18 protein-coding genes and 1 tRNA gene are annotated in these 21231 nt (G+C 41.4%); 4 read left to right on the top strand and 15 right to left on the bottom strand.

The window, feature by feature from the left end; all coding sequences use genetic code 11:
* Nucleotides 1–59: 59 nt before the first annotated feature.
* Both KO534_RS11930 and KO534_RS11925 read right to left on the bottom strand, forming a co-directional pair.
* Nucleotides 60–1667: a cation:proton antiporter domain-containing protein gene (locus KO534_RS11930; RefSeq protein WP_215929877.1), complete on the bottom strand. Its 1608-nt coding sequence runs from the start codon at nt 1665–1667 to the stop codon at nt 60–62.
* Nucleotides 1668–1955: 288 nt separating this feature from the next.
* Nucleotides 1956–3128, bottom strand: a complete 1173-nt coding sequence (locus KO534_RS11925; protein WP_215929876.1) for a DUF418 domain-containing protein — start codon at nt 3126–3128, stop codon at nt 1956–1958.
* Between the two features lie 541 nt (nt 3129–3669).
* On the opposite strand from KO534_RS11925, the gene KO534_RS11920 reads away from it, so the two are divergent.
* Complete coding sequence (locus KO534_RS11920) at nt 3670–4707, top strand: YHYH protein (RefSeq protein WP_354667931.1); 1038 nt, start codon at nt 3670–3672, stop codon at nt 4705–4707.
* 82 nt (nt 4708–4789) lie between these two features.
* Nucleotides 4790–5308 (top strand): hypothetical protein, encoded by a 519-nt coding sequence (locus tag KO534_RS11915; protein ID WP_215929875.1) that lies wholly within the window; start codon nt 4790–4792, stop codon nt 5306–5308.
* A gap of 152 nt (nt 5309–5460) precedes the next feature.
* On the opposite strand, the gene KO534_RS11910 is transcribed toward KO534_RS11915, so the two are convergent.
* The 3 genes from KO534_RS11910 to KO534_RS11900 all read right to left on the bottom strand — a co-directional run bounded on the left by KO534_RS11910 (nt 5461) and on the right by KO534_RS11900 (nt 8843).
* The gene (locus KO534_RS11910; RefSeq protein ID WP_008306371.1) at nt 5461–5928 is read right to left on the bottom strand and encodes a DUF1348 family protein; all 468 of its coding nucleotides are present in this window, start codon (nt 5926–5928) and stop codon (nt 5461–5463) included.
* A 40-nt stretch (nt 5929–5968) separates the two neighbouring features.
* Entirely contained in the window at nt 5969–8104 is a 2136-nt protein-coding gene (locus KO534_RS11905) for an FAD-binding oxidoreductase (RefSeq protein ID WP_215929874.1), read from the bottom strand.
* A 118-nt stretch (nt 8105–8222) separates the two neighbouring features.
* Complete coding sequence (locus tag KO534_RS11900; protein ID WP_007992017.1) at nt 8223–8843, bottom strand: glutathione S-transferase family protein; 621 nt, start codon at nt 8841–8843, stop codon at nt 8223–8225.
* 181 nt (nt 8844–9024) lie between these two features.
* Here KO534_RS11900 and KO534_RS11895 point away from each other — a divergent pair, with 181 nt between their 5' ends.
* Entirely contained in the window at nt 9025–9924 is a 900-nt protein-coding gene (locus KO534_RS11895) for a LysR family transcriptional regulator (protein WP_215929873.1), read from the top strand.
* Nucleotides 9925–10123: 199 nt separating this feature from the next.
* Here the strand turns inward: KO534_RS11895 and KO534_RS11890 are convergent, their stop codons facing one another.
* From KO534_RS11890 to fabB, 6 genes are all read right to left on the bottom strand, one after another.
* Entirely contained in the window at nt 10124–11128 is a 1005-nt protein-coding gene (locus KO534_RS11890) for a hypothetical protein (protein ID WP_215929872.1), read from the bottom strand.
* 453 nt (nt 11129–11581) lie between these two features.
* Nucleotides 11582–13186, bottom strand: coding sequence for a putative bifunctional diguanylate cyclase/phosphodiesterase (locus KO534_RS11885; RefSeq protein ID WP_215929871.1), 1605 nt, complete (start codon nt 13184–13186; stop codon nt 11582–11584).
* A 12-nt stretch (nt 13187–13198) separates the two neighbouring features.
* A complete protein-coding gene (locus KO534_RS11880; protein ID WP_215929870.1) occupies nt 13199–13552 on the bottom strand; it encodes a hypothetical protein in 354 nt (117 codons plus the stop codon).
* A 15-nt stretch (nt 13553–13567) separates the two neighbouring features.
* Nucleotides 13568–13789: a YgaP family membrane protein gene (locus KO534_RS11875; RefSeq protein WP_252732104.1), complete on the bottom strand. Its 222-nt coding sequence runs from the start codon at nt 13787–13789 to the stop codon at nt 13568–13570.
* An 808-nt stretch (nt 13790–14597) separates the two neighbouring features.
* Nucleotides 14598–14674 (bottom strand) — tRNA-Met (locus tag KO534_RS11870).
* A gap of 188 nt (nt 14675–14862) precedes the next feature.
* Nucleotides 14863–16077: a beta-ketoacyl-ACP synthase I gene (fabB, locus tag KO534_RS11865; RefSeq protein WP_215929869.1), complete on the bottom strand. Its 1215-nt coding sequence runs from the start codon at nt 16075–16077 to the stop codon at nt 14863–14865.
* Nucleotides 16078–16267: 190 nt separating this feature from the next.
* On the opposite strand from fabB, the gene mnmC reads away from it, so the two are divergent.
* Entirely contained in the window at nt 16268–18259 is a 1992-nt protein-coding gene (mnmC, locus tag KO534_RS11860) for a bifunctional tRNA (5-methylaminomethyl-2-thiouridine)(34)-methyltransferase MnmD/FAD-dependent 5-carboxymethylaminomethyl-2-thiouridine(34) oxidoreductase MnmC (protein WP_215930033.1), read from the top strand.
* A gap of 259 nt (nt 18260–18518) precedes the next feature.
* Here mnmC and KO534_RS11855 read toward each other — a convergent pair whose 3' ends face one another.
* The 4 genes from KO534_RS11855 to KO534_RS11840 all read right to left on the bottom strand — a co-directional run bounded on the left by KO534_RS11855 (nt 18519) and on the right by KO534_RS11840 (nt 21101).
* Nucleotides 18519–18707: a hypothetical protein gene (locus KO534_RS11855; RefSeq protein WP_215929868.1), complete on the bottom strand. Its 189-nt coding sequence runs from the start codon at nt 18705–18707 to the stop codon at nt 18519–18521.
* Between the two features lie 354 nt (nt 18708–19061).
* A complete protein-coding gene (locus KO534_RS11850) occupies nt 19062–19355 on the bottom strand; it encodes a YfcL family protein (protein WP_215929867.1) in 294 nt (97 codons plus the stop codon).
* Nucleotides 19352–20518: an ATP-NAD kinase family protein gene (locus KO534_RS11845; protein ID WP_215929866.1), complete on the bottom strand. Its 1167-nt coding sequence runs from the start codon at nt 20516–20518 to the stop codon at nt 19352–19354. Before KO534_RS11845 ends, KO534_RS11850 begins: the two co-directional genes overlap by 4 nt.
* Nucleotides 20505–21101, bottom strand: a complete 597-nt coding sequence (locus KO534_RS11840; protein WP_215929865.1) for an elongation factor P hydroxylase — start codon at nt 21099–21101, stop codon at nt 20505–20507. The genes KO534_RS11845 and KO534_RS11840 overlap by 14 nt, the downstream gene beginning before the upstream one ends.
* Between the last annotated feature and the right edge of the window lie 130 nt (nt 21102–21231).

Here is a 21231-nt window from a genome sequence, read left to right as displayed (position 1 = left end):
TTTTTTACAACTCTAGGGTGTTCAATGATTTAAGTTTTATATTGAAGGCAAAAATGCAATCAAGCTGCCGAATCCAAACTTTTTTTAACCAGTAACAAAGCAGCTTCACGACGAGCGTGAACAAAAGCCTGTATATGCAACCCTGACAAGGCTGATTGCTCGGCGCGGCTGTTGACCTTAACGATAAGCTTTGCTTCAGGGTAATAATCCAATACTGCTTGACAGATTATCTTTTTGGTTAGCAACGTATTCATTGTGACAATGATATTTGCAGACTGCTCAACCTTAAGCGACTCTAATACTGGTAGCTTTTCTAAGTGCCCAAAATAAGCCATATAACCTCGATCACGAGCCAATAACACATGAGATAAGTTATCCGAAATAATCACGAAATTTTTGCCTTGTTTACTTAACTCAGTTGCAACAATACGCCCTACAATTGTGAAACCACAAATAACGATATGGTTAGTGGCTGCTATAGGTGTAATTTTGTCTGACTCAAAAAACTCCACCACAAAATACGAGGCTAACTTATAGATATTATTCACCATAAAAGGTGTCACTATCATTGACAACACTGTCACTAAAATTAGGAAACTTCCCAGCTGCTCAGAAATAATTTGCTGGTTTGCAGCTAAAGAAAAAATCGCAAATGAAAATTCACCAATTTGGCACAACGCAATGGCAGATTTAATGGCGTCACTTTTGTTAGCTTTACGCCTAATCAAACCAAAAATGATTACCCCTTTAACTAACATAGCCAATAGTAATACACCGAGTACTAAGAAAAACTCATAGTAGAAATAATAGATATCTATCTTAGTGCCAATAGAAAAGAAAAACGCTCCAAGCAACACGTCTTTGTATGAAGCGATATCCGATTCAACTTTAACGTGGTAATGGGTTTCGGCAATGATCATCCCGGCGATAAATGCTCCAAGAGAATAGGTAAATCCCATTTCGTGAGCCAGTAACGATGCACCTATCACTATGGTTAAAACCGAACCTAAAAACAGCTCTTCAAGTTTGGCATTAGTAGAAAAATGTAATAACCATTCAATCAGCTTTTTGCCTAAGGTAAACATAAACAGAATGACGGCGCAGGCAGACAGCAAGGTTTTAATCAGAATTTCCTGCATTGACAGTTCGTTGTTCGCTAAAAAACTAATCAATAGCAGAATGGGTATCACCGCCAAGTCTTGAAATATCAGAATAGCCACAGATTTTTCACCATAAGGCGTGACGATATCTTTGGATTTTTTTAAATAAGTCAGCACGATGGCGGTAGACGACAAGCTAAAAGACAAGGCGATTACGATTGAAGAAATGGAATCCAATGCAAAGATATAATGGGCAACAGGATATATCACCAGCGCACTGAGCACCACTTGCAAAGTACCGTTTATAAACACCACTTCACGCATTTTTTTGAGTTTGGCAAAGGACATTTCCAACCCTATGGTAAACATCAAAAACACTATGCCAAATTCACCAATTAAATCTAACGAACTTAAATTCTCACTGCCATTAAAATCAAAAATATTGCTAATAATCGTACCGGTAATGATGTAACCGATAATGTGTGAAATTGAGAATTTTTTTAAGACCAAATTAAGCACGCAGGCAATAGCCAGAGAGATAAAAATAATAAGAAGAATAGAATCCATAATTGCCGTATCTGCCCCAACGCCGTTAACATTCTTATAACAAAAAGATTAATTTATTTTGCTCTACCAACTTTTACAGAATAAGCATTAGTTGCGATTATGTCCAATTATACTCATGGGTGGGAGTCCCCAGCGTTAATCATCTTGGTATATTGTCAACTACTAGTTTGCCGCCTATTTAAGAAAGAAAAAGAGTATGATCTGATATCACAAGTATATGGTGGTCCATTCAAACATATAGACCTAGCGGAGCTTGCAAAAACGATTGATTAACTTGACCATCAAGAATTACTGGCCAAGCTCCTTTGTATTTGACTGTATATTTGCCGCCTGCAGTTTTTTATCAACACTTCGGCTGTAGAGTGTTCTCCATAACGTTTCTAGAGGGCCTTGTGCATAGTAGCGTAGGTATAGATTCGCCACCACGATTTGGATGAGCGTATAACTCAAGGCAATCAGAAAGTAATCCACTAGGCTGGCCGCTAAAGCAAAATCAGGTATTAGCCATCGCAGTAAAATGCCCATTACAATAGATTGCAAAATATATAGACTAAATGCCACTTTGCCCGTATTAGCGAATACCTTGACTAATCTGCTGTGCGATTGACACACCTTAACGATAATGTGGGCGTAAAGTAATCCAACAAAAATGGCTGAAACACTCGACAACAATGGCAACACTTCAGGACTAAGGTCATCTATTAATAATTGAGGAGCAATCATCAAAAGGGTACTTACGATGCTGCAAATTAGAATTTTAATGCATGTCGCAGTCGAAAACCCCTGAGAGAAAAAGTCAGTTCGATACAAATACACCCCCAAATACATCAGCCCCAAAGTCTGCCAAAAAAGAGTTAACGGCGACAAAAGTAACAAACCAATAGAGACCCCTGCGTTAACTAATGTCTGAAAGCCGTAATTGCCCTGCCAAAGTGCTATGTCTTCTATGTATTGTTCAGAGCCTCTGAGTATTTTTTCACTAGGATCAGAAAAAACCATGAGCACAATCGCGATTATTAAGATTAACGCGCTACCTATAGTCAAAAGCTTACGGGCTTTTTTTAGTAATGAGTCTGGATCTTCGGATAGACCACCGACCAACACAACCCCCACCACGCTATATAACATGAGAATATCGCCACCAAAAATAAACACGCCGTGCAAAACCCCAAAGAACAACAACCAATTCAAACGAGACTTTAAAAATATGCTGCTATCTATTCCTTTTCGTTTACACGACTCATATTGAATTGCGATACCAGCGCCAAACAAAATACAAAACACGCTTCTAAACCGACCGTCAGCAAAAATGCTGTAAAACAAATTCATCAGCTTATCTGACAGTAACATTGGCTCAAAAGGCACATAACCGAGATAAATGTTGGCGTGAAAAGGGATATTCATGAACAAAATACCCAAAATGGCAACACCACGAAGTACATCAATAGACGCAAAGCGCATGCATTATGTCCTTATACAGAAATTGAAGATAAAGTCTCTTTGGCGGTCGCGCGAGGACTTAAATGGAAGACGACATTATTAACGACCCATTTTTATAAAGCTATTCTCGCGGGCCAATAAACATCCCTTGTTACAAGTTATATTAAGGTGTGAGGTTTAGACGACTTAATGCATGTTAGTGCACATGAGGGCACAGCGAGCATGAATATCGCCATAAAGATGCCGGATATAAGTCACAAGACCGTACTTCATTTTATGCAAAAGCTGTTTGGAAAAAGACCAATTATGACAACATAACGCTTAGAAGTTTGCGAAAGACAACGAAAACCTGTTGATCAAACGGGAGTGACCATTTATGTCCTGATAGAGTCCTTATTTTTTGCACACTTTTTTATTCTAGAACATGTAACTTAAAGCTATGGCATAGGGGATTAATAATGTTCTCCAATGCCTGATGTTTACCCTTTTGTTACGCGTAGCTTGGCATATTGAAAATACACCTATGTATAACACTGTCTTAATTTTCTTAAAGGAGAGTTGTGTGGATAATACGATAATAAAAGTAGCTGCTATTTTATTTGGCCTTGCTATGGCGTCATGTGGCAGTAGTGATGATGGTGATAGTACAGTAGTTGATGATACCAATGATAGTGATTCAGATGAGTCATCTGTTGTCTTAGACGTTGATGCCACTTTGTTTTTAACCAGTGATAATCTCAGTGTGGATACCGTATCTTGTACATTGACCGATGGTACCGAAACACTGTGTTATGAAATCACGTCTAAACACGTCGCATCGGAACATGACATGGGGCCTTGGTGTCCAGAAACCATTTATGATACCGCGGAAAGTGGCGGGTTATGGTTTGATAACGGTGAAATAAACGACCTGGATGGTCCGTTTATTTTAAATCTCGCGACATACTATGATGATCCAGGCTTTAAGATGTATGAAGATGACGGCAGTGTGCGCAGAATGGAAACTGCAGAGCAATGCGAACAGGGTGCGGATCCAAATATAGAAGATGAATTTACTAATATGTGCGCACAATGCCTACCTGAATGGGTGAGTACTGAGACTTCATATTTAATCCCCATTACACCTAGTAAACAAGATGAACCTGTAGTGTTAAGTGACGGGCCCACTTTAGAGGAACGAGGCGTTGAGTATGGTCCTTCAGTCAGAGGGCTTGCATTTAATGGTGTTAATTTTGACCATCCAGCAGACATAGATATTATTCTTGCAGGGTATCAAATTGCGCCTGTAGATGATGCTGGTGGGCATGTAAATAATAGTGGGGGATACCATTATCACGGTGATACTGGTATGACAACTAGAATTGAACAGTCTGACGACCACTCTGCCATGATTGGATATGCTTTAGATGGACATGGGCTTTACGCTAAATTAGATGCGAATGGTAATGACGCGACTGATTTAGATGAGTGTAGAGGACATGAAGATGCAACCAGAGGTTATCACTATCATGTACTGTCTTTAGAAAGTAATGAATTTCTCGATTGTTTCTACGGTGCTTGGGCTGAAAATGAAGACGAAGGTGGTGATGGACCTCCTTAACTACTAAAAAGAGTACCTGGGTCACATTAACGTGATTCAGGTTTTTTACCTAAGCAAGCATATATTTACTGGATTTATTTTTATGAAACTTACTATGTTTTTATTTTTTTTATTGTGTTTTCCGTTAGGAGTTAAAGCCCATGGATTTGACTATTCGGTTATAGTGTTGACCGAAACGGAAAATAATCTTTGGAATTTACGTATTACATCATCTTTGGATGCCTTTAGAAAAGAAGTGCGAATACACTTCTCTGATTCACCTTACGCCACTCCTGAACAATTTAAAGAACAATTACTCGAGCATTTAAACTCCACACTTAAAATCACTGTAAGAGATAAAAATATGGCTCTGGATAAGAGCAAGGTAAAAGATAAAAGCATAGCGCTTGGACAAGGTACTGTAAAATTGGGACATGAAGCATCGGTGTCTTTTATGCAGATAAAAATACCTAAACAAGCAAGTGTTATTCAACTAATAAATGGTGCAGTCAAAGATATTTATAGGCACAGCACAAAGCTATTTATTAACGTTAAGGGGGAAGATAAAAAGTCATTCATTTTAAACAAGTCGAATAACTTTACTGCTGATTTTTCATTATAGAGACTCTGAAAATAAAAGAATTTTCATGCCTGTCTGTTAGTGCACTGTTGGTGCGCGTGAGGGCACTCGGTGTTTTTGATCAGGGGAATTAGGTAAGGCGTTCTGCACGAACGCCTAGCTAGAGCTAGCTTTATCGAATGTATCCGATGTGCTTACAACCCTAATTCCGATAACCCTGGGTGATCGTCGGGGCGGCGTCCTTGAGGCCAGTGGAATTTTCGTTCTGATTCTTTGATGGGTAAGTCGTTGATGCAAGCGAAGCGGTTTTGCATTAAACCATTTTCATCGAATTCCCAGTTTTCGTTGCCGTAGGAGCGAAACCAGTTGCCGCTGTCGTCGTGCCACTCATACGCGTAACGCACTGCAATACGATTTTCAGTGAAAGCCCATAACTCTTTTATCAGGCGATATTCCAATTCTTTTTCCCATTTTCCTTTTAAAAATGCGGCGGCTTCTTCGCGGTTATTCACGAAAGTGCTGCGATTACGCCATTTGGTATCCACTGTATAAGCAAGTGATACCTTTTCATGATTACGGCTGTTCCAGCCATCTTCTGCTAGACGCACTTTTTCGATGGCGCTTTCGCGGGTAAAGGGGGGCAGTGGTGGGCGTGTACTCATTTTTAAATCCTCTTTGGGTAAATTAACGTTTTTAATTCGATTACAAGGCTAACGTGATTGTTTGACTATCTTTCGCTGGTACCGCGCAGCATAACAATACTTCTGATGCGTCAATATGCGCACTTGGCTTGGTACGATACGTTACAGCACCACTTTTTAGTTTAGCCGCACATGAGCCACATTGGCCGTTGCGGCAACTGTATGGTGGCGTAAGCCCTTTGCTTTCGGCCACATCTAGTAAGGGGGGATCACCTTTATTCCAGCTTTGTTCAATACCCGAGTGAGCAAACTTTATCACAGCAAATTCAGCCTCTTGCTCAGCGTGGTTGCTGGTATCTGCTAATTGACGGGCTAAAGAAGACGGCCCAAACGCTTCGGCATGAATATCTTCATCTTTTACACCAATGCCGATCAGTAAGTCATACATACTTTGCATAAATCCCTGAGGACCACACAGATAAAAGTCTTTGTCGAACAGCGATGGGAAATCGTCGCTATGCTCTGTGGCCGTTGCATTAAGCACGTCCATTACCAAGCTTTGGCTAATTCGCCCTTGGGAAGTGTAATCGTTCGATGCCGCAGAACTCTCTGTCTGAGCGTAGTGAATATCACTTAGTACAGAATGATACTGAATACGCCCAGCGCTGTGCTTTGCAATGTTGCTCAGTTCTGCATAGAAAGCACGTTGCTGCCTATTTTTGGCCGCTTGAATAACTGCCATTGGGCGGATATAGCGAGTGCGTATACCTTCATTAAGTGCATCATTTGCCATGGCCACCATTGCCGTTATGCCCACACCTGCACCTATTAAAATGGCTGGGCGCTGTTGTGTGTTATCGATAAAAAAATGGCCGCTTGGTGTTTTAATCTGTATTTCACTGCCAATCGATATTCGAGAATGCAAGGTACTTGATACCACACCATACTCTTCACGTTTGACTGAAATACGATAACCACTTTGCGTTGGGGGACTGGATACAGTGTAATTGCGCACAAGCCAACTATCAGAGTTTTGCTGTTTAATACGCAGGGTTAAGTGTTGCCCTGGGGAAAATGGCAGTACAGGAGAATCATCTTTTGGCTGCAAGTAAAATGAACGGATTGTACTGCTCTCGTCTTCGATTTTACTGACGGTAAATGTGCGCCACTGGTTACGTTTAGCTTGTGCTTTTAACACCGCTTCTGTCTGTGACCAAGTACCGGTGGCTTGAGAATTGGGAGAGTAGCTATCGAAGCTGGCGCGAAATGGGAGTGCCGCTTTTAATGTCACGCCTTGGGTTAGGGTAAATTGCCAGCCGCGCTGTGCACCTTGAAACCCTTCTATTAAAGGTGAGTCACTCGCCAGTAATGTAACCGTGCCGGTTAACATAAAAACATCGCCGCTGGTAAAATCAACAAACAGTAAACCCGCTTTGGGGTTTAACAGGAAATTACCCAGCGTATTGAAGAAGTTATTCCCTGCATAATCAGGAATAGTGAGGGTGTTTTCGTCAACCTTTATAAAACCTGGCATGCCACCACGGTGTGACACATCAACCCCCATAGCATTATGGGCAGATACCTGACGGTTTACTTCGTTTGAAGGTTCGTGACCCGCAGAACTGGCAACAAAAAACGTATCCGCTTGGCGGATGAAGGTCTTTAAGGCATCGCCTAATTCGAAGAACGTTTCAGCTGCCGGTGCTTGATATGGTAGTTCTGGCGAACGGATAAAATGAAGGTCGCGAGTTTGAATATACTGCGGACAATTCCCAAAAGATTGCTCAACCTCTAAAGCAAATTGGTTGTTCGCTGCGCTAGTAACACAAGCGTTGACGCGGTTTCTACGCCGGGTCGACATTTCTACCCCCAATAAACCCAAGCGAGCGCCTTGTTTGATTGCTGTGGCTAATGGGTCACCTGATAAAATTGGGCTGTTTACTGTGAGCTTGGTCGGTGAAGGAGACATCACAAAGCCCGGTATGCCGGGCAAAATTGACGCCCAAAGTTGCCCCTTATCTGATGTACTACCCAGCACCATAAACGGGAGTTGTTGGAAAAACTGCCTGTGTTGATCAGGCATAAATTCGCGAATCGCGCGGCGGCCAATAGTACGCATTTTTTCGTAACTTCCGGCACTTCTTTGCATTTGCTGTTCACCTTCGTGAAAAGCACTTGAAGTAATGTGTGTGTTCATAATGACTCCATTAGCGCAGTGCGCCGGAAAAGCATTTGCCAAAATATTAAACTGGTGATGCAAAAGAATGTCGGGCTCAAATCTATTCATTGAAAGGCAGAGCCGCTAAAACAAACACTTACTTTACCAGTCCCGCTTTTGTAGCCTGCATAGGAACGAAACCGCTTAACCCTTCTACGTTAGATAACCAGCGACGTATATTCGGATATGGGTCAAGAGACACATCACCCTCGGGAGCGTGGGCGACATAGCTGTATATCGCGAAGTCGGCTAGGCTTACTTTATTAGCCACTAAGAAGTCATTGCCATCGAGTTGTTGTTCCAATTTTGTCAGGGCTTTTGCTGCTGTTTCTTTAGCGAAAACAGGATCAACCGGCGAGTTGAAAACGTTAATTAACCTTGCTGCACCAGGGCCGTAGGATATCTCCCCTGCAGACATGGCAAGAAAACGATGCATCTCAGCTTCGCTGGCAAGATCTTGCGGAATATATGAAGGGGCATATTTGCGTGCCAAGTAAATCAAGATTGATATTGAATCGTGAATTACCACGTCTGAATCCTCAATTACTGGTACTACACCTAATGGATTGAGAGCCAGAAAGGGGGCTTGTTTATGCTCCCCAGCGGGTAAGTCTACATAAATAACTTCATGGGCTATGCCTGCAACACTCGCAAATAACTCTACTCGGTGGGCATGACCGGATAATGGAAAACCGTGAATTTTAATGGCGTTTGACATGATATTTACCTTATTTAATCGTTGACTGATGACTTCTGATGTTAGCCACTGACCTGTCGTGACATGGGTAAATATTAGGCGTTGAGTTTCTTATGAACAATATGTTGATTTATAGAATCACTATGTACAAAATGTTCATAAATTAGGCCGAACACTACACGGGGAAACATAGGGAGCTTTTATGGATACACTGGATGGCATGCGCACGTTTATTGCGGTGGCTAAGCAAAAATCTTTCACTGGTGGTGCCAAGCAACTAGGCATAAGCACTAAACTGGCGAGTAAATACATTGCTCAGCTGGAGCAAAAGCACGGTGCTTTGTTGTTCCACCGCACTACGCGCAGTGTTACCTTGACCGAAACTGGGCAGGCGTATTTTGCGCGATGCGTTCCTTTGTTGGAACAATTTGAAGAGCTAGAAGATGTCATTCAGCATCGACAGTCTGCACTGTCTGGCACGGTTCGCTTAACCGCACCTACCGCATTTGGTAGTACCAAATTAGTCGATACACTGGCCCCATTTTTAGCCCAGCATCCGAAGATCAATGTTGAGTTGAACTTGTCTGATCGGTACGTGGCTATCATCGATGAAGGTGTGGATGTTGCTGTGAGGTTCGGACCGTTGAAGGATTCAACGCTGATCGCTAAAAGGTTGATGGATATGCGTATTGTTTTTTTTGCCTCTCCTGAGTATTTAAAGCGCAATGGCAAACCAAACCATCCCCGTGCGCTTGAGACACATAATTGTTTGTTGCAGACTTCTCAAAACGACCCTGAAAACTGGAAGTTCAAAGAAGGTGGCAATACTTTTACCGTCAATGTTAGCGGCGATTTTGCTTCTAACTCCCCCAGAGCCGTCACCCATATGGCTTCCCAAGGGCTGGGAATAGGCATGGGCCCACAATACGTGACTGAACCTTACGTAAAAGACGGCTCATTGCAGTTATTGTTTGAACCCTATGAAGCAAGCATATTGGAATTAAACGCTGTGTACGCCTCAAACCGGCACCTACCGGCAAGAATACGGGCCTTGCTTGATCATCTTGCTGATACATTTAAAAAAGAAGAGATGTTCGAGTAAAAAGAATTATCCTTTTACCCAAACATCATTAGAAAATAAAAGGGGTCGTTGTTAATTTAGTCGAATAAAACGGCTCTGGCACTTTGACAATTCCCTCATCCGTTTAAACGCAAAATTAATATTGTTTGTCTGTCCATTATTTGAATGAGCGCGGCACAATGTTGCACAGAAAGCCCTTAATTTTCGTTTAAAAAGTGAACTAGCCCAGCTCTTTCAATTGCTGTTCTTCTAAACGTTCAAGTAGATTAATATTGTTAGGCAACAACGACTTGCGTTTTTCGTTTTCTACTGTGCGCCTTTGAGCCTCTTCAAATATGACTTCTTTTTGCTGTTGTAATGCCTTTATCAGTTGCTGTTTTTGCTTGCCACTAAGGTCTGGGTTATTTTCAATGGTTTGGATTTTTTCTTCGATTTCCTCAAGTTTTTCGCGATCAATGCCCATACGGGCGTCAAGCAAAAGTTGCATCATGTTGGAATAAGTGGTGTTGCTTTCTTCGAAAGTTGACTGGTTGTTTTCAGTGGTGTTAGTTGTGGCGTTAGCATTAGTTTGAGCACTAGGGATTAGCAGCGATGAGGTTTGGCTAAGGGCCGATTCAAAACGTTCATAAAAACCTTTCAGCATTAGATTGTGGTCGGTCCAGCCTTCTAGGTTGACTCTAAATTCAAGATTACTTTTTAAATTGGTAAATAAGTCATCTATGCCCTGTTGACTCCATTGCTGCTGTGGACTGAGGGCTTGTTGCTGTTGCACTCCGTCAATATTGATCCCAAACACTGCAATATGCATGCTTAACTCAAGTACGAATTTGTCTGACTCACTCATATCTGCGGTAGCACTTTCCCACGCTGTATTAACGTAAGCGGGAGCATTAACCGGTGGAAAAATAAGGTTCTTAGCTGCGCCGACTTCAACAATTCCATCATTATTTAAGTCGACCTTATCTGAGTTGTCAGGCTGACTTAACAGGTTCGCGGCACCTTCTTCAGTCAAACTTGAGACATTAATTGCTGCGGCTAACGAATTCGCTTTTTGCACTAATGCCAGTTCATCTGAGGACATTGCGGATAATTTATCCTTTGCTGAACCTTGCTGGTCTTTGGCTTGGTTTAGAATGTCAGAGAATTGTTGGACCTCATCGTTATTAAGCTGCCTAAGGCTCAATAAGTTGAGTGACTTTTCGCTAAATTGAATGCTGTTGATCATCTTTGGTCCTCGAATAAATGATGGCACTTCGTTGCCGCTTTACCCTACTCCATGGAAAGCAATCGCCAATAGCTCTAAAAAGTAACCCTTTACTCTTGAATATTGCCATTTGTTGAATGGGCAATCGCGTTATTAAATTCTCTAATAAATAAAAACCAACACAGGTTAACCTATTCACAGTAAGGGCAATAAAGTTGAACCTTAACATCCATAAATACTAGCAATTTTTAAGCCAAGTTTTATAAATAATTAACTGAAGAATAGAATGACTCATATACCCAAGCCATATATATTGAAACCACAACAGCCTTCCCTTTGTCCCAATCAAGAAATCTCATGCTTGTAAAAACCTCGCGATGCTCAATGCTAAATTCTTGTAGCTGCACTAGAATAGGCTGCATTAAATTGTTAAACAAAGATGTAAGTTGATTCAAATCGATATAACTATTATGTTTAAGGAGTAGCCTTTTTTATAGGTTTTATAGGCGTTACTATCGCTAAATCAGGTATATCTTTGATAAGCAATGGAGTAATAACCAAAGGATGCATTGGCTTACCAAAATAATAGCCTTGAGCTAGTTGGCAGCCTAATTCATGCAGTTTTTCAGCTTGCTCTGGCGTTTCTACACCTTCAGCAATCACTTCTTTGTTTAGATTGGAACAAAGCAATAACATACTTTTTATCACTGCAACGTCTCGAAAGTCTGTAGTGATATTAGTAATAAATGACCGATCGATTTTAATGTAATTAACATCTAACTTTTTCACATACGCTAGCGAGCTCATGCCTGTACCAAAATCATCAATTGACACTTTCACTCCTACCGCCCGTAGAAGTGGAAACATTCTTTGGGCGACGTTTAAATCTGACATAGTTCCACTTTCTGTTAGTTCAATTTCCATTAATTCAGGTGGGACTAGGTGAGCGCTCAACTGCTCTTTTAAAAAAGGGATAAACTCATCGTCCCTAAGATTATACGGCGATAAGTTGACCGCCACGCTAATTCGTATACCTTGGTTCAGCCAGAGGCGACATTGCATAATTGCTTGTCGTAAGACGTAGCGGGTAAACTCATGAACAACAGTGCTTTGCTCTATGATATCGATAAACATACCTGGTGCTAGCAAACCTTCTTCCGGGTGCTCCCATCTAACCAACGCCTCTACACCCACCACAACTCCTTGGGGTAAGGTCACTTTAGGTTGGTAATACAAAACAAACTGACTTTGCTGCAAAGCATTATTTAGTTGCCCCCTTAATGAAGTCCAATACGCGGTTTGGGAACTAAGGGTTTGGTCAAACATTTGATAGCCAAATCGATGTTTTTTAGCGTGGTACATGGCTACATCTGCACGCTTGAACAATACATCAACCTCTGAGCCGTGTTGTGGATAACAGGCAATTCCTATACTAGCACCAATTTCAAACCTAATATTATTAACTAAAAGAGGTTGGCGACATGCGGCAACAATATCTTGAGCTAAAACTTCTGCTTCCATCCTGTCCAATTCTTGATGCCAAATAACAAATTCATCACCTCCGTACCTTGTGACTTGCGCCTTAGTGCCGGCTAACTCGGAGAGTCGCTTACTAATAGATACTAGCAACTCATCTCCCGCAGCATGACCCATAGTGTCATTCACCTCCTTAAACTTATCTAGGTCAATTAGCAACAACGCGCCTTTGCGATCTTCAGGTGGGACACCACTGGTTTCTTCTTTAGTTAAAAAGTTATTTAACATCGATACCAAGTGATAGCGGTTAGGTAATCCCGTCAAGTCGTCGTGGCTAGCCATAAAAGCCAATCTTTTGTTGTTTTGCTCGAAGCGATTGGAAATTAAGGCCGACATAACAAGAGCAGCCCAAACAGCCAGCCAAAAGGTCAAAAAAGCGGTAATGGAGAGTCTATTGGCAACATATTCTAGCGCAATATTTAGTGAATTAGTTTTCTGCAGCAATAAAACTGATAGGCCAGTATTAACGTCTGATTTATATACCCAAAGCAAACGTTCTTTCTGGTGAGAAGTGAAGCCACTGCCATTGACACCTGTTGACATCAGCAAAGAAATTTAAGCTGGATATGTCCATTCTCGGTTACTTCTGATTTTAACATGATTCCCAGCAAACCAAATTTCTAAACCAAGTACTTCTGGATTTAAAGATTGAATTAAGGGACTGTTGGTTAGAATTTCACTAAAGACCGCATCTTCAGATGCCTGAGTAGCTATGACGGGTATTTGATAAAATAGTTGTTTAGCTAACTTATTTGTGTGTTCAAGCTCGGTAGTCTCGCCTAAATCACGAGCCAATTTGTATGCAACAGAGATAAATATTGCCGATACCGCAACTGCTAGGCCAACAGAGCCAAAAAGCAAACGCCTGCGTAAACTTGCATTTGATTTGATTAATCCGTTGGCTCGCATGTTACAAACAGAAATCTAATTCAAATCTGATTTACGAGTATTTATATTAGCAAGTTGATAAATAGGACACCATCCAATGGTTGTGGATATCAAATTTAAAATGGCAAAAGTCAAAACAATTGCTTGCAGGAAAACATCTCCTATTTCCCCCCAAAAAAACAAGCAGTACAAAATCAAGGCCAAACTAAGTAAAGCTCTAATAATACGATCAACATTACCACAGTTAGCTTTTAGCATATTCGTTATTAACCTTCCCATACTTCTATTGAGGATAAAGCCCAAAATTCAGAATTGGGTTATGTTGAAAGACACTTAGATAGGGTAGCACACCAAAGCAGAAGCTGATCGAAACTTTACTTTATACTTTAGTCTTAAACCCTTTACGTTGAAAAACTAAAACCTGTATCAATAAGATTAACTATTAGAAAATAGATTTGTAATAGGTGGAGATTAAGATCGAGATTTAGTGCGAATTTATATTCGAACTTTGGAAAATAACGTTGAAGAATAGGTTGGTTGCAGGACCAGGATTTGAACCTAGGACCTTTCGCGGATATTAAGAGTGAGCCCGAAGGCAAATATGCTTTGAATTTTTCGAAAGGTTAACTGAAGAATCGGTTGGTTGCGGGAGCAGGATCTGAACCTAGGACCTTTCGCGGATATTAAGAGTGAGCCCGAAGGCGAATATGCTTTGAATTTTTCGAACGGTTAACTGAAGAATCGGTTGGTTGCAGGAGCAGGATTCGCACCTAGGACCTTTCGCGGATATTAAGAGTGAGCCTGAAGGCGAATATGCTTTGAGTTTTTCGAAAGGTTAACTGAAAAATCGGAATTGGTTGCGGGAGCAGGATTTAAACCTACGACCTTTCGCGGATATTAAGAGTGAGCCAGAAGGCGAATATGCTTTGAGTTTTTCGAACGGTTAACTGAAGAATCGGTTGGTTGCAGGAGCAGGATTTGAACCTACGACCTTTCGCGGATATTAAGAGTGAGCCAGAAGGCGAATATGCTTTGAGTTTTTCGAAAGGTTAACTGAAGAATCGGTTGGTTGCGGGAGCAGGATTTGAACCTACGACCTTCGGGTTATGAGCCCGACGAGCTACCAGACTGCTCCATCCCGCGTCCGATTCGAGCCGCAAGATAGCGACATTGAGTCCACTAATCAAGCTTAGTTTAATTAAATCCTGCTAACTGCTGATAAAACCAACAAAATCGCTCTATCAGTACTCTTAATCAAAAAAAACGCCCATCTAAGTGAGCGTTTTTTGTTCAAGCCTTGTTTTCAACAATGCTAAAAGTAGGATTAATAATTACCCTTGGTATTTCTGCATAACCAAGGTGGCATTAGTGCCTCCAAATCCAAAACTATTTGACATTACAGTAGTTAATTTACTGTCACGAGTTTCGGTGACTACGTCCATGCCTTTAGCTTGTTCGTCTAGATTTTCAATATTAATCGATGGAGCAATAAAATCGTTTTCCATCATTAATATACTGTAAATCGCTTCGTTAACCCCTGCCGCTCCAAGTGCGTGACCTGTCATAGCTTTAGTGGCACTAAGTGGTGGTGTTGTATCACCAAACACTTCACGTATCGCCCATAACTCCTTCACATCACCCACAGGGGTAGAGGTACCGTGAGTATTAATGTAGTCGATAGGTTTATCTAGTCCTTGCATGGCCTGTTGCATACAACGCACGGCGCCCTCACCAGAAGGAGCGACCATATCTGCACCATCTGATGTCGCACCATAACCTACAATTTCAGCATAAATTTTAGCGCCGCGAGCTAAAGCGTGTTCCAACTCTTCGACAACCACCATGCCACCACCGCCAGCACCAACAAATCCATCACGATCTGTATCATAAGTGCGGGAAGCTTTGGTTGGGTCGTCGTTAAACTTAGTAGACATGGCTCCCATGGCATCAAATTCAGCAGACAAGGTATAATGCAATTCTTCACCACCACCAGCAAAAATAATGTCTTGTTTGCCTAATTGAATTTGTTCTAACGCGTTACCAATACAATGAGCGCTGGTTGAACAGGCCGAACTAATCGAATAATTCACCCCTTTAATTTTAAACGGAGTGGCTAGACAAGCTGAAACTGTACTGCCCATACAACGAGTCACCATATACGGCCCAATACGTTTTACACCTTTCTCGCGTAAAATATCGATGGCTTCAACTTGGTTTTTGGAAGATGCACCACCAGACCCTGCAATAATACCTGTTCTTAAGTTTGAGACCATATCGTCACTCAAACCTGAATCCGCGATAGCTTGCTCCATAGCAATATATGCATATCCTGCTGCTTCGCCCATAAAGCGTATTATTTTACGATCGATATGATCTTTGATATCTAAATCGACTTTTCCCCAAACTTGGCTGCGCATACCCGCTTGCTCAAATTCTTCAGAAAAAGTAATACCCGAACGACCTTCTCTTAGAGAGGTTGTGACTTCATCTTTATTGTTTCCAATACTGGATACTATACCTAGCCCAGTAATTACCGCTCTTCTCATGTTTAACCCTTCAGGAAAAAATTTTCCACATTCTAATGAAATTACTCAGTTAACTGGTCTGCTTTCAGCGTACACGTGTTAGCTTAAATATAAATTCTTATGCTTGCAAATTATAACTGGGATTATTGTAAAAAAGCACATGTATAATACACAAAGCGATTTACCAGTGACAATAAAGAGTTTACCTGATTTGACTATTACCAATGCAAACATTCGTTTCAATGAAAATGGCACCCCCTACGCCACTGAATTTGAAGATCTATACTTTTCTGATGCTCAAGGTATTGATGAAACCACTCACGTGTTTGTCAAGAACAATCAATTATTAGAACGCTGGCACACCCACTCGGACAGATTATTTACTATCGCAGAAACCGGCTTTGGTACGGGTTTGAATGTGTTAGTGACTATTATGTACTTCGAAAAGTTTTGTGAACAAATCAATTCCCCTGAATTTCGCTTACATTTTATTTCTATCGAAAAATTTCCTATTAGTCACGCAGACTTGTCTAAAGCCTTAGCACTCTACCCGCAACTACAGCGGTATGCAGAACCTTTGCTCGAACAATACCCGATCCCAATAGCAGGATGCCATCGTTTGAGCTTTCTAGAAGGCAAGGTGACCTTGGATCTGTGGTTAGGGGATGTACACCAAGTGCTACCGCAAATTGAAAATAAACCTCTAGGCATAGTCGATAGCTGGTTTTTGGATGGATTTGCCCCTAGTAAAAATCCAGATATGTGGACTCAAGCACTATTTGAAAATATGGCTTTGTTAGCTAAAGACCAATGTCACTTTGCGACTTTCACCGCAGCAGGTCATGTTAAACGTGGCTTAAGAGAAGCAGGCTTTAGTGTCGAAAAACGACCTGGTCATGGACGTAAACGCGATATGTTAGCCGGCTCAATTATTAAGTCAACAATGAATCTAAGTCGCCTACCTTATTTTGTTCGAGTACCTGCGACAAGCCACACAGCTCCAAAGATTGCGATTATAGGAGGGGGTTTAGCTGGTGCAAACTGTGCCTATGCACTGAGTAAACGGGGGCTGTCGTCTACAATTTATTGTAAAGAGGACAGATTAGCTCTAGGCGCGTCGGGCAATGCTCAAGGAGGGTTTTACCCTTTGCTAAATGCTGATGCTGGGCATTCAAGTCAAATTCAAGCCTTAGCTTTTAATTTTGCTAGCAACCTATATAAACAATTAATAAGCCAAGGCTTCCGCTTTAGCCACCAGTGGTGCGGAACGTTGCAGCTAGGCTTTAATGACAAGGTAATCAGTCGCTACCGTAAGTTAATTGACAATAAAACCTGGCCAGAAGCACTGCTAAATTGGGTTGATGCACCACAAGCATCGTTGTTAGCAAACCTGCAGTTACCCTATCCAGGTTTGTACTTCCCCCAAGGAGGTTGGATTAATCTACCAGAATTGGTAGCCGAACTAACCCGTGCAGCTGATGCGGCAGTGATAGTTAAGAAACAACTGACTTCCCTAACCCCTCTTGATAATACCTGGCAACTTAGTTGGCAAGATGGTGCTCAAGACAATGCGGATATTGTGATAATGGCTACCGGCAGTGATAGCGGCAATTGCCAGCAAATGTCGCAGTTGCCGTTTCGTTTGATTAGAGGGCAAGTCGAAGCCATACATAGCCAAAACGAACTAGCCGAGTTAACCACAGTGTTGTGTCATAAAGGGTATTTAACGCCTGCATATCAAGGGTCTCATGCGCTGGGCTCTACTTACGTTAAGGAAGACAAAAACTGCGATTATCGACTATCTGAGCAACAAACTAATCTAGCAATGCATCAAAAAGCGCTAACCAAATGTGACTGGATACACAACATTCAGCCTACCGCCAATGGTCGGGCTTCGATAAGGTGCAGTACACCTGATCACTTACCCATGGTAGGCGCAATCCCAGATATCAGCGCACAAACCGAGCAATATCAACACTTGTATAAAGCTTTGCCAGCCCATAAGTACCCACAGCCGATTAATCATAAAAACTTATTTATGCTATGTGGACTAGGCTCAAGAGGATTAACTACTGCGCCCCTTTGTGCCGAAATGTTGGTGAGCCATATATTGGACCAACCCATGCCTTTATCTAACCACTTATTAGACGCCCTAAACCCTAATCGGTTTTTAGTCAGGGGGCTTATCCGCCGCCAAGCGTGATCTCAAACATGAAGTTTACTGGCGTGATTACAGCTGTTAAATAGACCGAACAACAACAATTGAAAAAACTTCAAGTGTTAACACGTCAAAATGAACTCGACGATTGAAGGATTGACCAAGAAAAACAAAAAACTAATAAGTGAACAAGGATTTGCGACACTTCGAGCTGAGAACGCCGAATTGAGTCAAAATGTAACGTTTTTTCACTGCGTATTTTATAAACAATAAAGCTGTCACCCTCACTTGGGTAACTCATATTCTACACTTTTTGCAAACTATCGATAAGTGGATAACATTCTCTAAGTGGCATTCCCGTGACAAGATTGACATCGTATTGACGCACATGAATTTTGAATCCGTCAACATGCATAAACACCCCAAACTCATCTTTTGCATCGACTTTGAAAAGCTCGTTGCCGTGTTTGACTAAAATGCTACTAATATTCACGTATCAAGCTCCTATTTTGTTGACACTAAGGTTTCACCAGAGCCTAAAATAGTAGTGCTTTTTCTGTTCGTTTTAAATTATACCTTAGTCTAATTAACCTGAGCTCGGGATAAGAAATGTCGACAACAACAACAAATTTAATTAAATTTCAATGAGATACGAACGTCATCGATACTTATTAACGGTCAATTTGGGGTAAGTGATGCTATTTTTGTTCTTATCGAGGCGTTCATCATGTTGTTTAGTCATTCTAAACTCATGTTGAACAACGAAGATAAGGGCAAAAATAGCGTCGCTTACAGGCGTTGGTTATCCCGAGTTCAGGTTAATTACGCTTAAGTTGGCCTATTTCGCTTAATCTGCAAGTAGTGTTTGCCATAGCTTTAACACTTGATGCTGATCATTTTTGTCTAATTCGTTGTTATCAAAAGCTGCATCTAAACTGGTTTCCATTAAGTCATTTAATTGAGTCACTTGTGTCATTTTTCTGACTTGGCTTTGTCCTGCGGCAACCGCAAAATGCCCCTGCAAATAACTAGCGATAAATAACTCTTGATCACTGCCATTTTCAACTACTTGATCTAAGTATTTTTCGGTTTTTTTGATGAACAGTGTCAGTTCATTGGGTGTTTGTTTAGCAATTGTCAAACTGGCTCCTTAAAATGTAAATTGTCTATGGGGTATAACACTTGATCATGGTAGCCGGTAATGATGTTAATTAACCCCGCCATCTGTTGATCCAAAGCTAGATCACCCGAATCAACGATCAGTGCACGTCCAGACAAATTATTTATTTTATTTTTTGTCGCGACTAATAATATGTTTTCTTTTCCAAGGTTTTTAAGGAAACTCGGGCTCAATTGTTGGTTTCCTCTACCTATGATGTGCCCTTGCCCACCAATTAACGTCAGAACTAACTTGTGACTTTGATTGGCAGTTAGGTTCAATAGCTCAGGTGCAGTTACATCACTGGCAATCAGTTGCTTATTTTTAATTAAATCAACGCCTAACAAGGTATTCTTGATACCCATCTCTTGCATAATAAAATCAACTGTAGAGCCTGATCCCATTACAAATAGGTGTTGTGGATGGTCCTCTATGATTTCGATTATGTGGGCCGCAATATCCGCCAGAACTAATTCATCTGATTCTTTGCCACCCATTTTCACGGCTTGGATATATCTTAGTTCAGTGGGCACCTGCATTTCACCAAATTGTTGAGCATTAACCTTGCCCTGCCTAAATAGAGCTTCGTCAATGTCCATGACTTGAGCATCACTGACACTGACAATTTCACCCATAACAACTTGTTTTAGCACTCTTCCGGCAGCGGCTGGAGTTACCGCGTACACTGCAGAGTGAATTTTGCAGCCTGCTGGTACACCTAACACGGGTACTGAGTTGCCAATCACATGACAAACATTGCGTGCAGTCCCATCGCCACCCGCAAATAAGATAAGATCAACTTGCTCATCGAGCAGCGCTTGAGCCGTAGCTTCAGAGTCTTGGCTTTCCGTTTGAATATTTTCAGGCTGATATACCAAACTGTAACTAAACCCCAACTCCTGAGCTAGGGTTTCCCCCATATCACCCGATGCAACATATAAGCTCACTTGTTCTTTTATGGGTACAATATGTTCAAGGGCTAAACGCGCCTTATCTAGTGCTTTTTTCTCGGCCCCCATGGCGAGGGCCTTTTCTCGAATTGCGGCCCCATCACTACCTTTCAATGCTAAGGCACCACCAATTCCAGCATAGGGATTCACTAAGATGCCTAATTTAAACAATCTACTCGATTTATTTTGATTCATCAGCAAAGGCTCCTAGGTCTAATTCACGGGTTTGATAGAAGCGCTGTAAAACTTTTATAAACTCAGCAGCACGAGGGGGAAATCCATATTCTACGTATTGCATAACTTGCAGTTTCACTGCCTCTTGAAACCCTTGAACATTCACAGGTGCACCATTTAAATTATCGGTACTCACTCTAAATGATTTACCTGCTGCACATGAAAATGCCCACTCGATAGCCTGGGGCTTGACTTCAACCTTTTCGAATTCAGCTTGTTGTATTGCGTCACGGCCGTCAGGATTATACCAATACCCATAGTCTTCTAATAACCGCCTTTTTTTGCCCGCGATACACCAGTGAGCAATTTCATGGAGCGCACTAGCAAAGTAGCCATGTGCAAAAACGATCCGATGACTCTGGTGTTTCACGCTGGCTGGAATATAGATAGGCTCATGGGCTCCCTTCACTAAAACTGTATTTTCAGTTTTGCTAAAAGTTGCGTTAAACAGGTCAATGAGATCTTGATAGTTATGTACATTACTCTGCGCCAAAGACAGCGTTGAAAATGTTTGCTCGGATGTTTCGGTCAGGTATTCATTCATAGTGGGCCGCATTTTATACGCAAAACTACTTCAGATGCAGCTTTAGTCGCAAATTGCAGTAATATTTTGTGTAATAAGTTTTACCTATTGTTTTCGCTCATAAATTACGCCAAGCTATGAAATGATTACC

It is taken from the genome of Paraglaciecola arctica, assembly GCF_018861065.1.
Classification (GTDB): Bacteria; Pseudomonadota; Gammaproteobacteria; order Enterobacterales; family Alteromonadaceae; genus Paraglaciecola; species Paraglaciecola arctica_B.
This window is presented reverse-complemented; position numbering and strand designations above follow the sequence as displayed.

Coding starts and splice junctions, on each gene's coding strand:
- KO534_RS11895 (WP_215929873.1), top strand. CDS start 9,025: ATGGATACACTGGATGGCATGCGCACGTTTATTGCGGTGGCTAAGCAA.
- KO534_RS11840 (WP_215929865.1), bottom strand. CDS start 21,101: ATGAATGAATACCTGACCGAAACATCCGAGCAAACATTTTCAACGCTG.
- fabB (WP_215929869.1), bottom strand. CDS start 16,077: ATGAGAAGAGCGGTAATTACTGGGCTAGGTATAGTATCCAGTATTGGA.
- KO534_RS11875 (WP_252732104.1), bottom strand. CDS start 13,789: ATGCTAAAAGCTAACTGTGGTAATGTTGATCGTATTATTAGAGCTTTA.
- KO534_RS11880 (WP_215929870.1), bottom strand. CDS start 13,552: ATGCGAGCCAACGGATTAATCAAATCAAATGCAAGTTTACGCAGGCGT.
- KO534_RS11930 (WP_215929877.1), bottom strand. CDS start 1,667: ATGGATTCTATTCTTCTTATTATTTTTATCTCTCTGGCTATTGCCTGC.
- KO534_RS11910 (WP_008306371.1), bottom strand. CDS start 5,928: ATGAGTACACGCCCACCACTGCCCCCCTTTACCCGCGAAAGCGCCATC.
- KO534_RS11915 (WP_215929875.1), top strand. CDS start 4,790: ATGAAACTTACTATGTTTTTATTTTTTTTATTGTGTTTTCCGTTAGGA.
- KO534_RS11925 (WP_215929876.1), bottom strand. CDS start 3,128: ATGCGCTTTGCGTCTATTGATGTACTTCGTGGTGTTGCCATTTTGGGT.
- KO534_RS11845 (WP_215929866.1), bottom strand. CDS start 20,518: ATGAATCAAAATAAATCGAGTAGATTGTTTAAATTAGGCATCTTAGTG.
- KO534_RS11885 (WP_215929871.1), bottom strand. CDS start 13,186: ATGTCAACAGGTGTCAATGGCAGTGGCTTCACTTCTCACCAGAAAGAA.
- KO534_RS11900 (WP_007992017.1), bottom strand. CDS start 8,843: ATGTCAAACGCCATTAAAATTCACGGTTTTCCATTATCCGGTCATGCC.
- KO534_RS11890 (WP_215929872.1), bottom strand. CDS start 11,128: ATGATCAACAGCATTCAATTTAGCGAAAAGTCACTCAACTTATTGAGC.
- KO534_RS11905 (WP_215929874.1), bottom strand. CDS start 8,104: ATGAACACACACATTACTTCAAGTGCTTTTCACGAAGGTGAACAGCAA.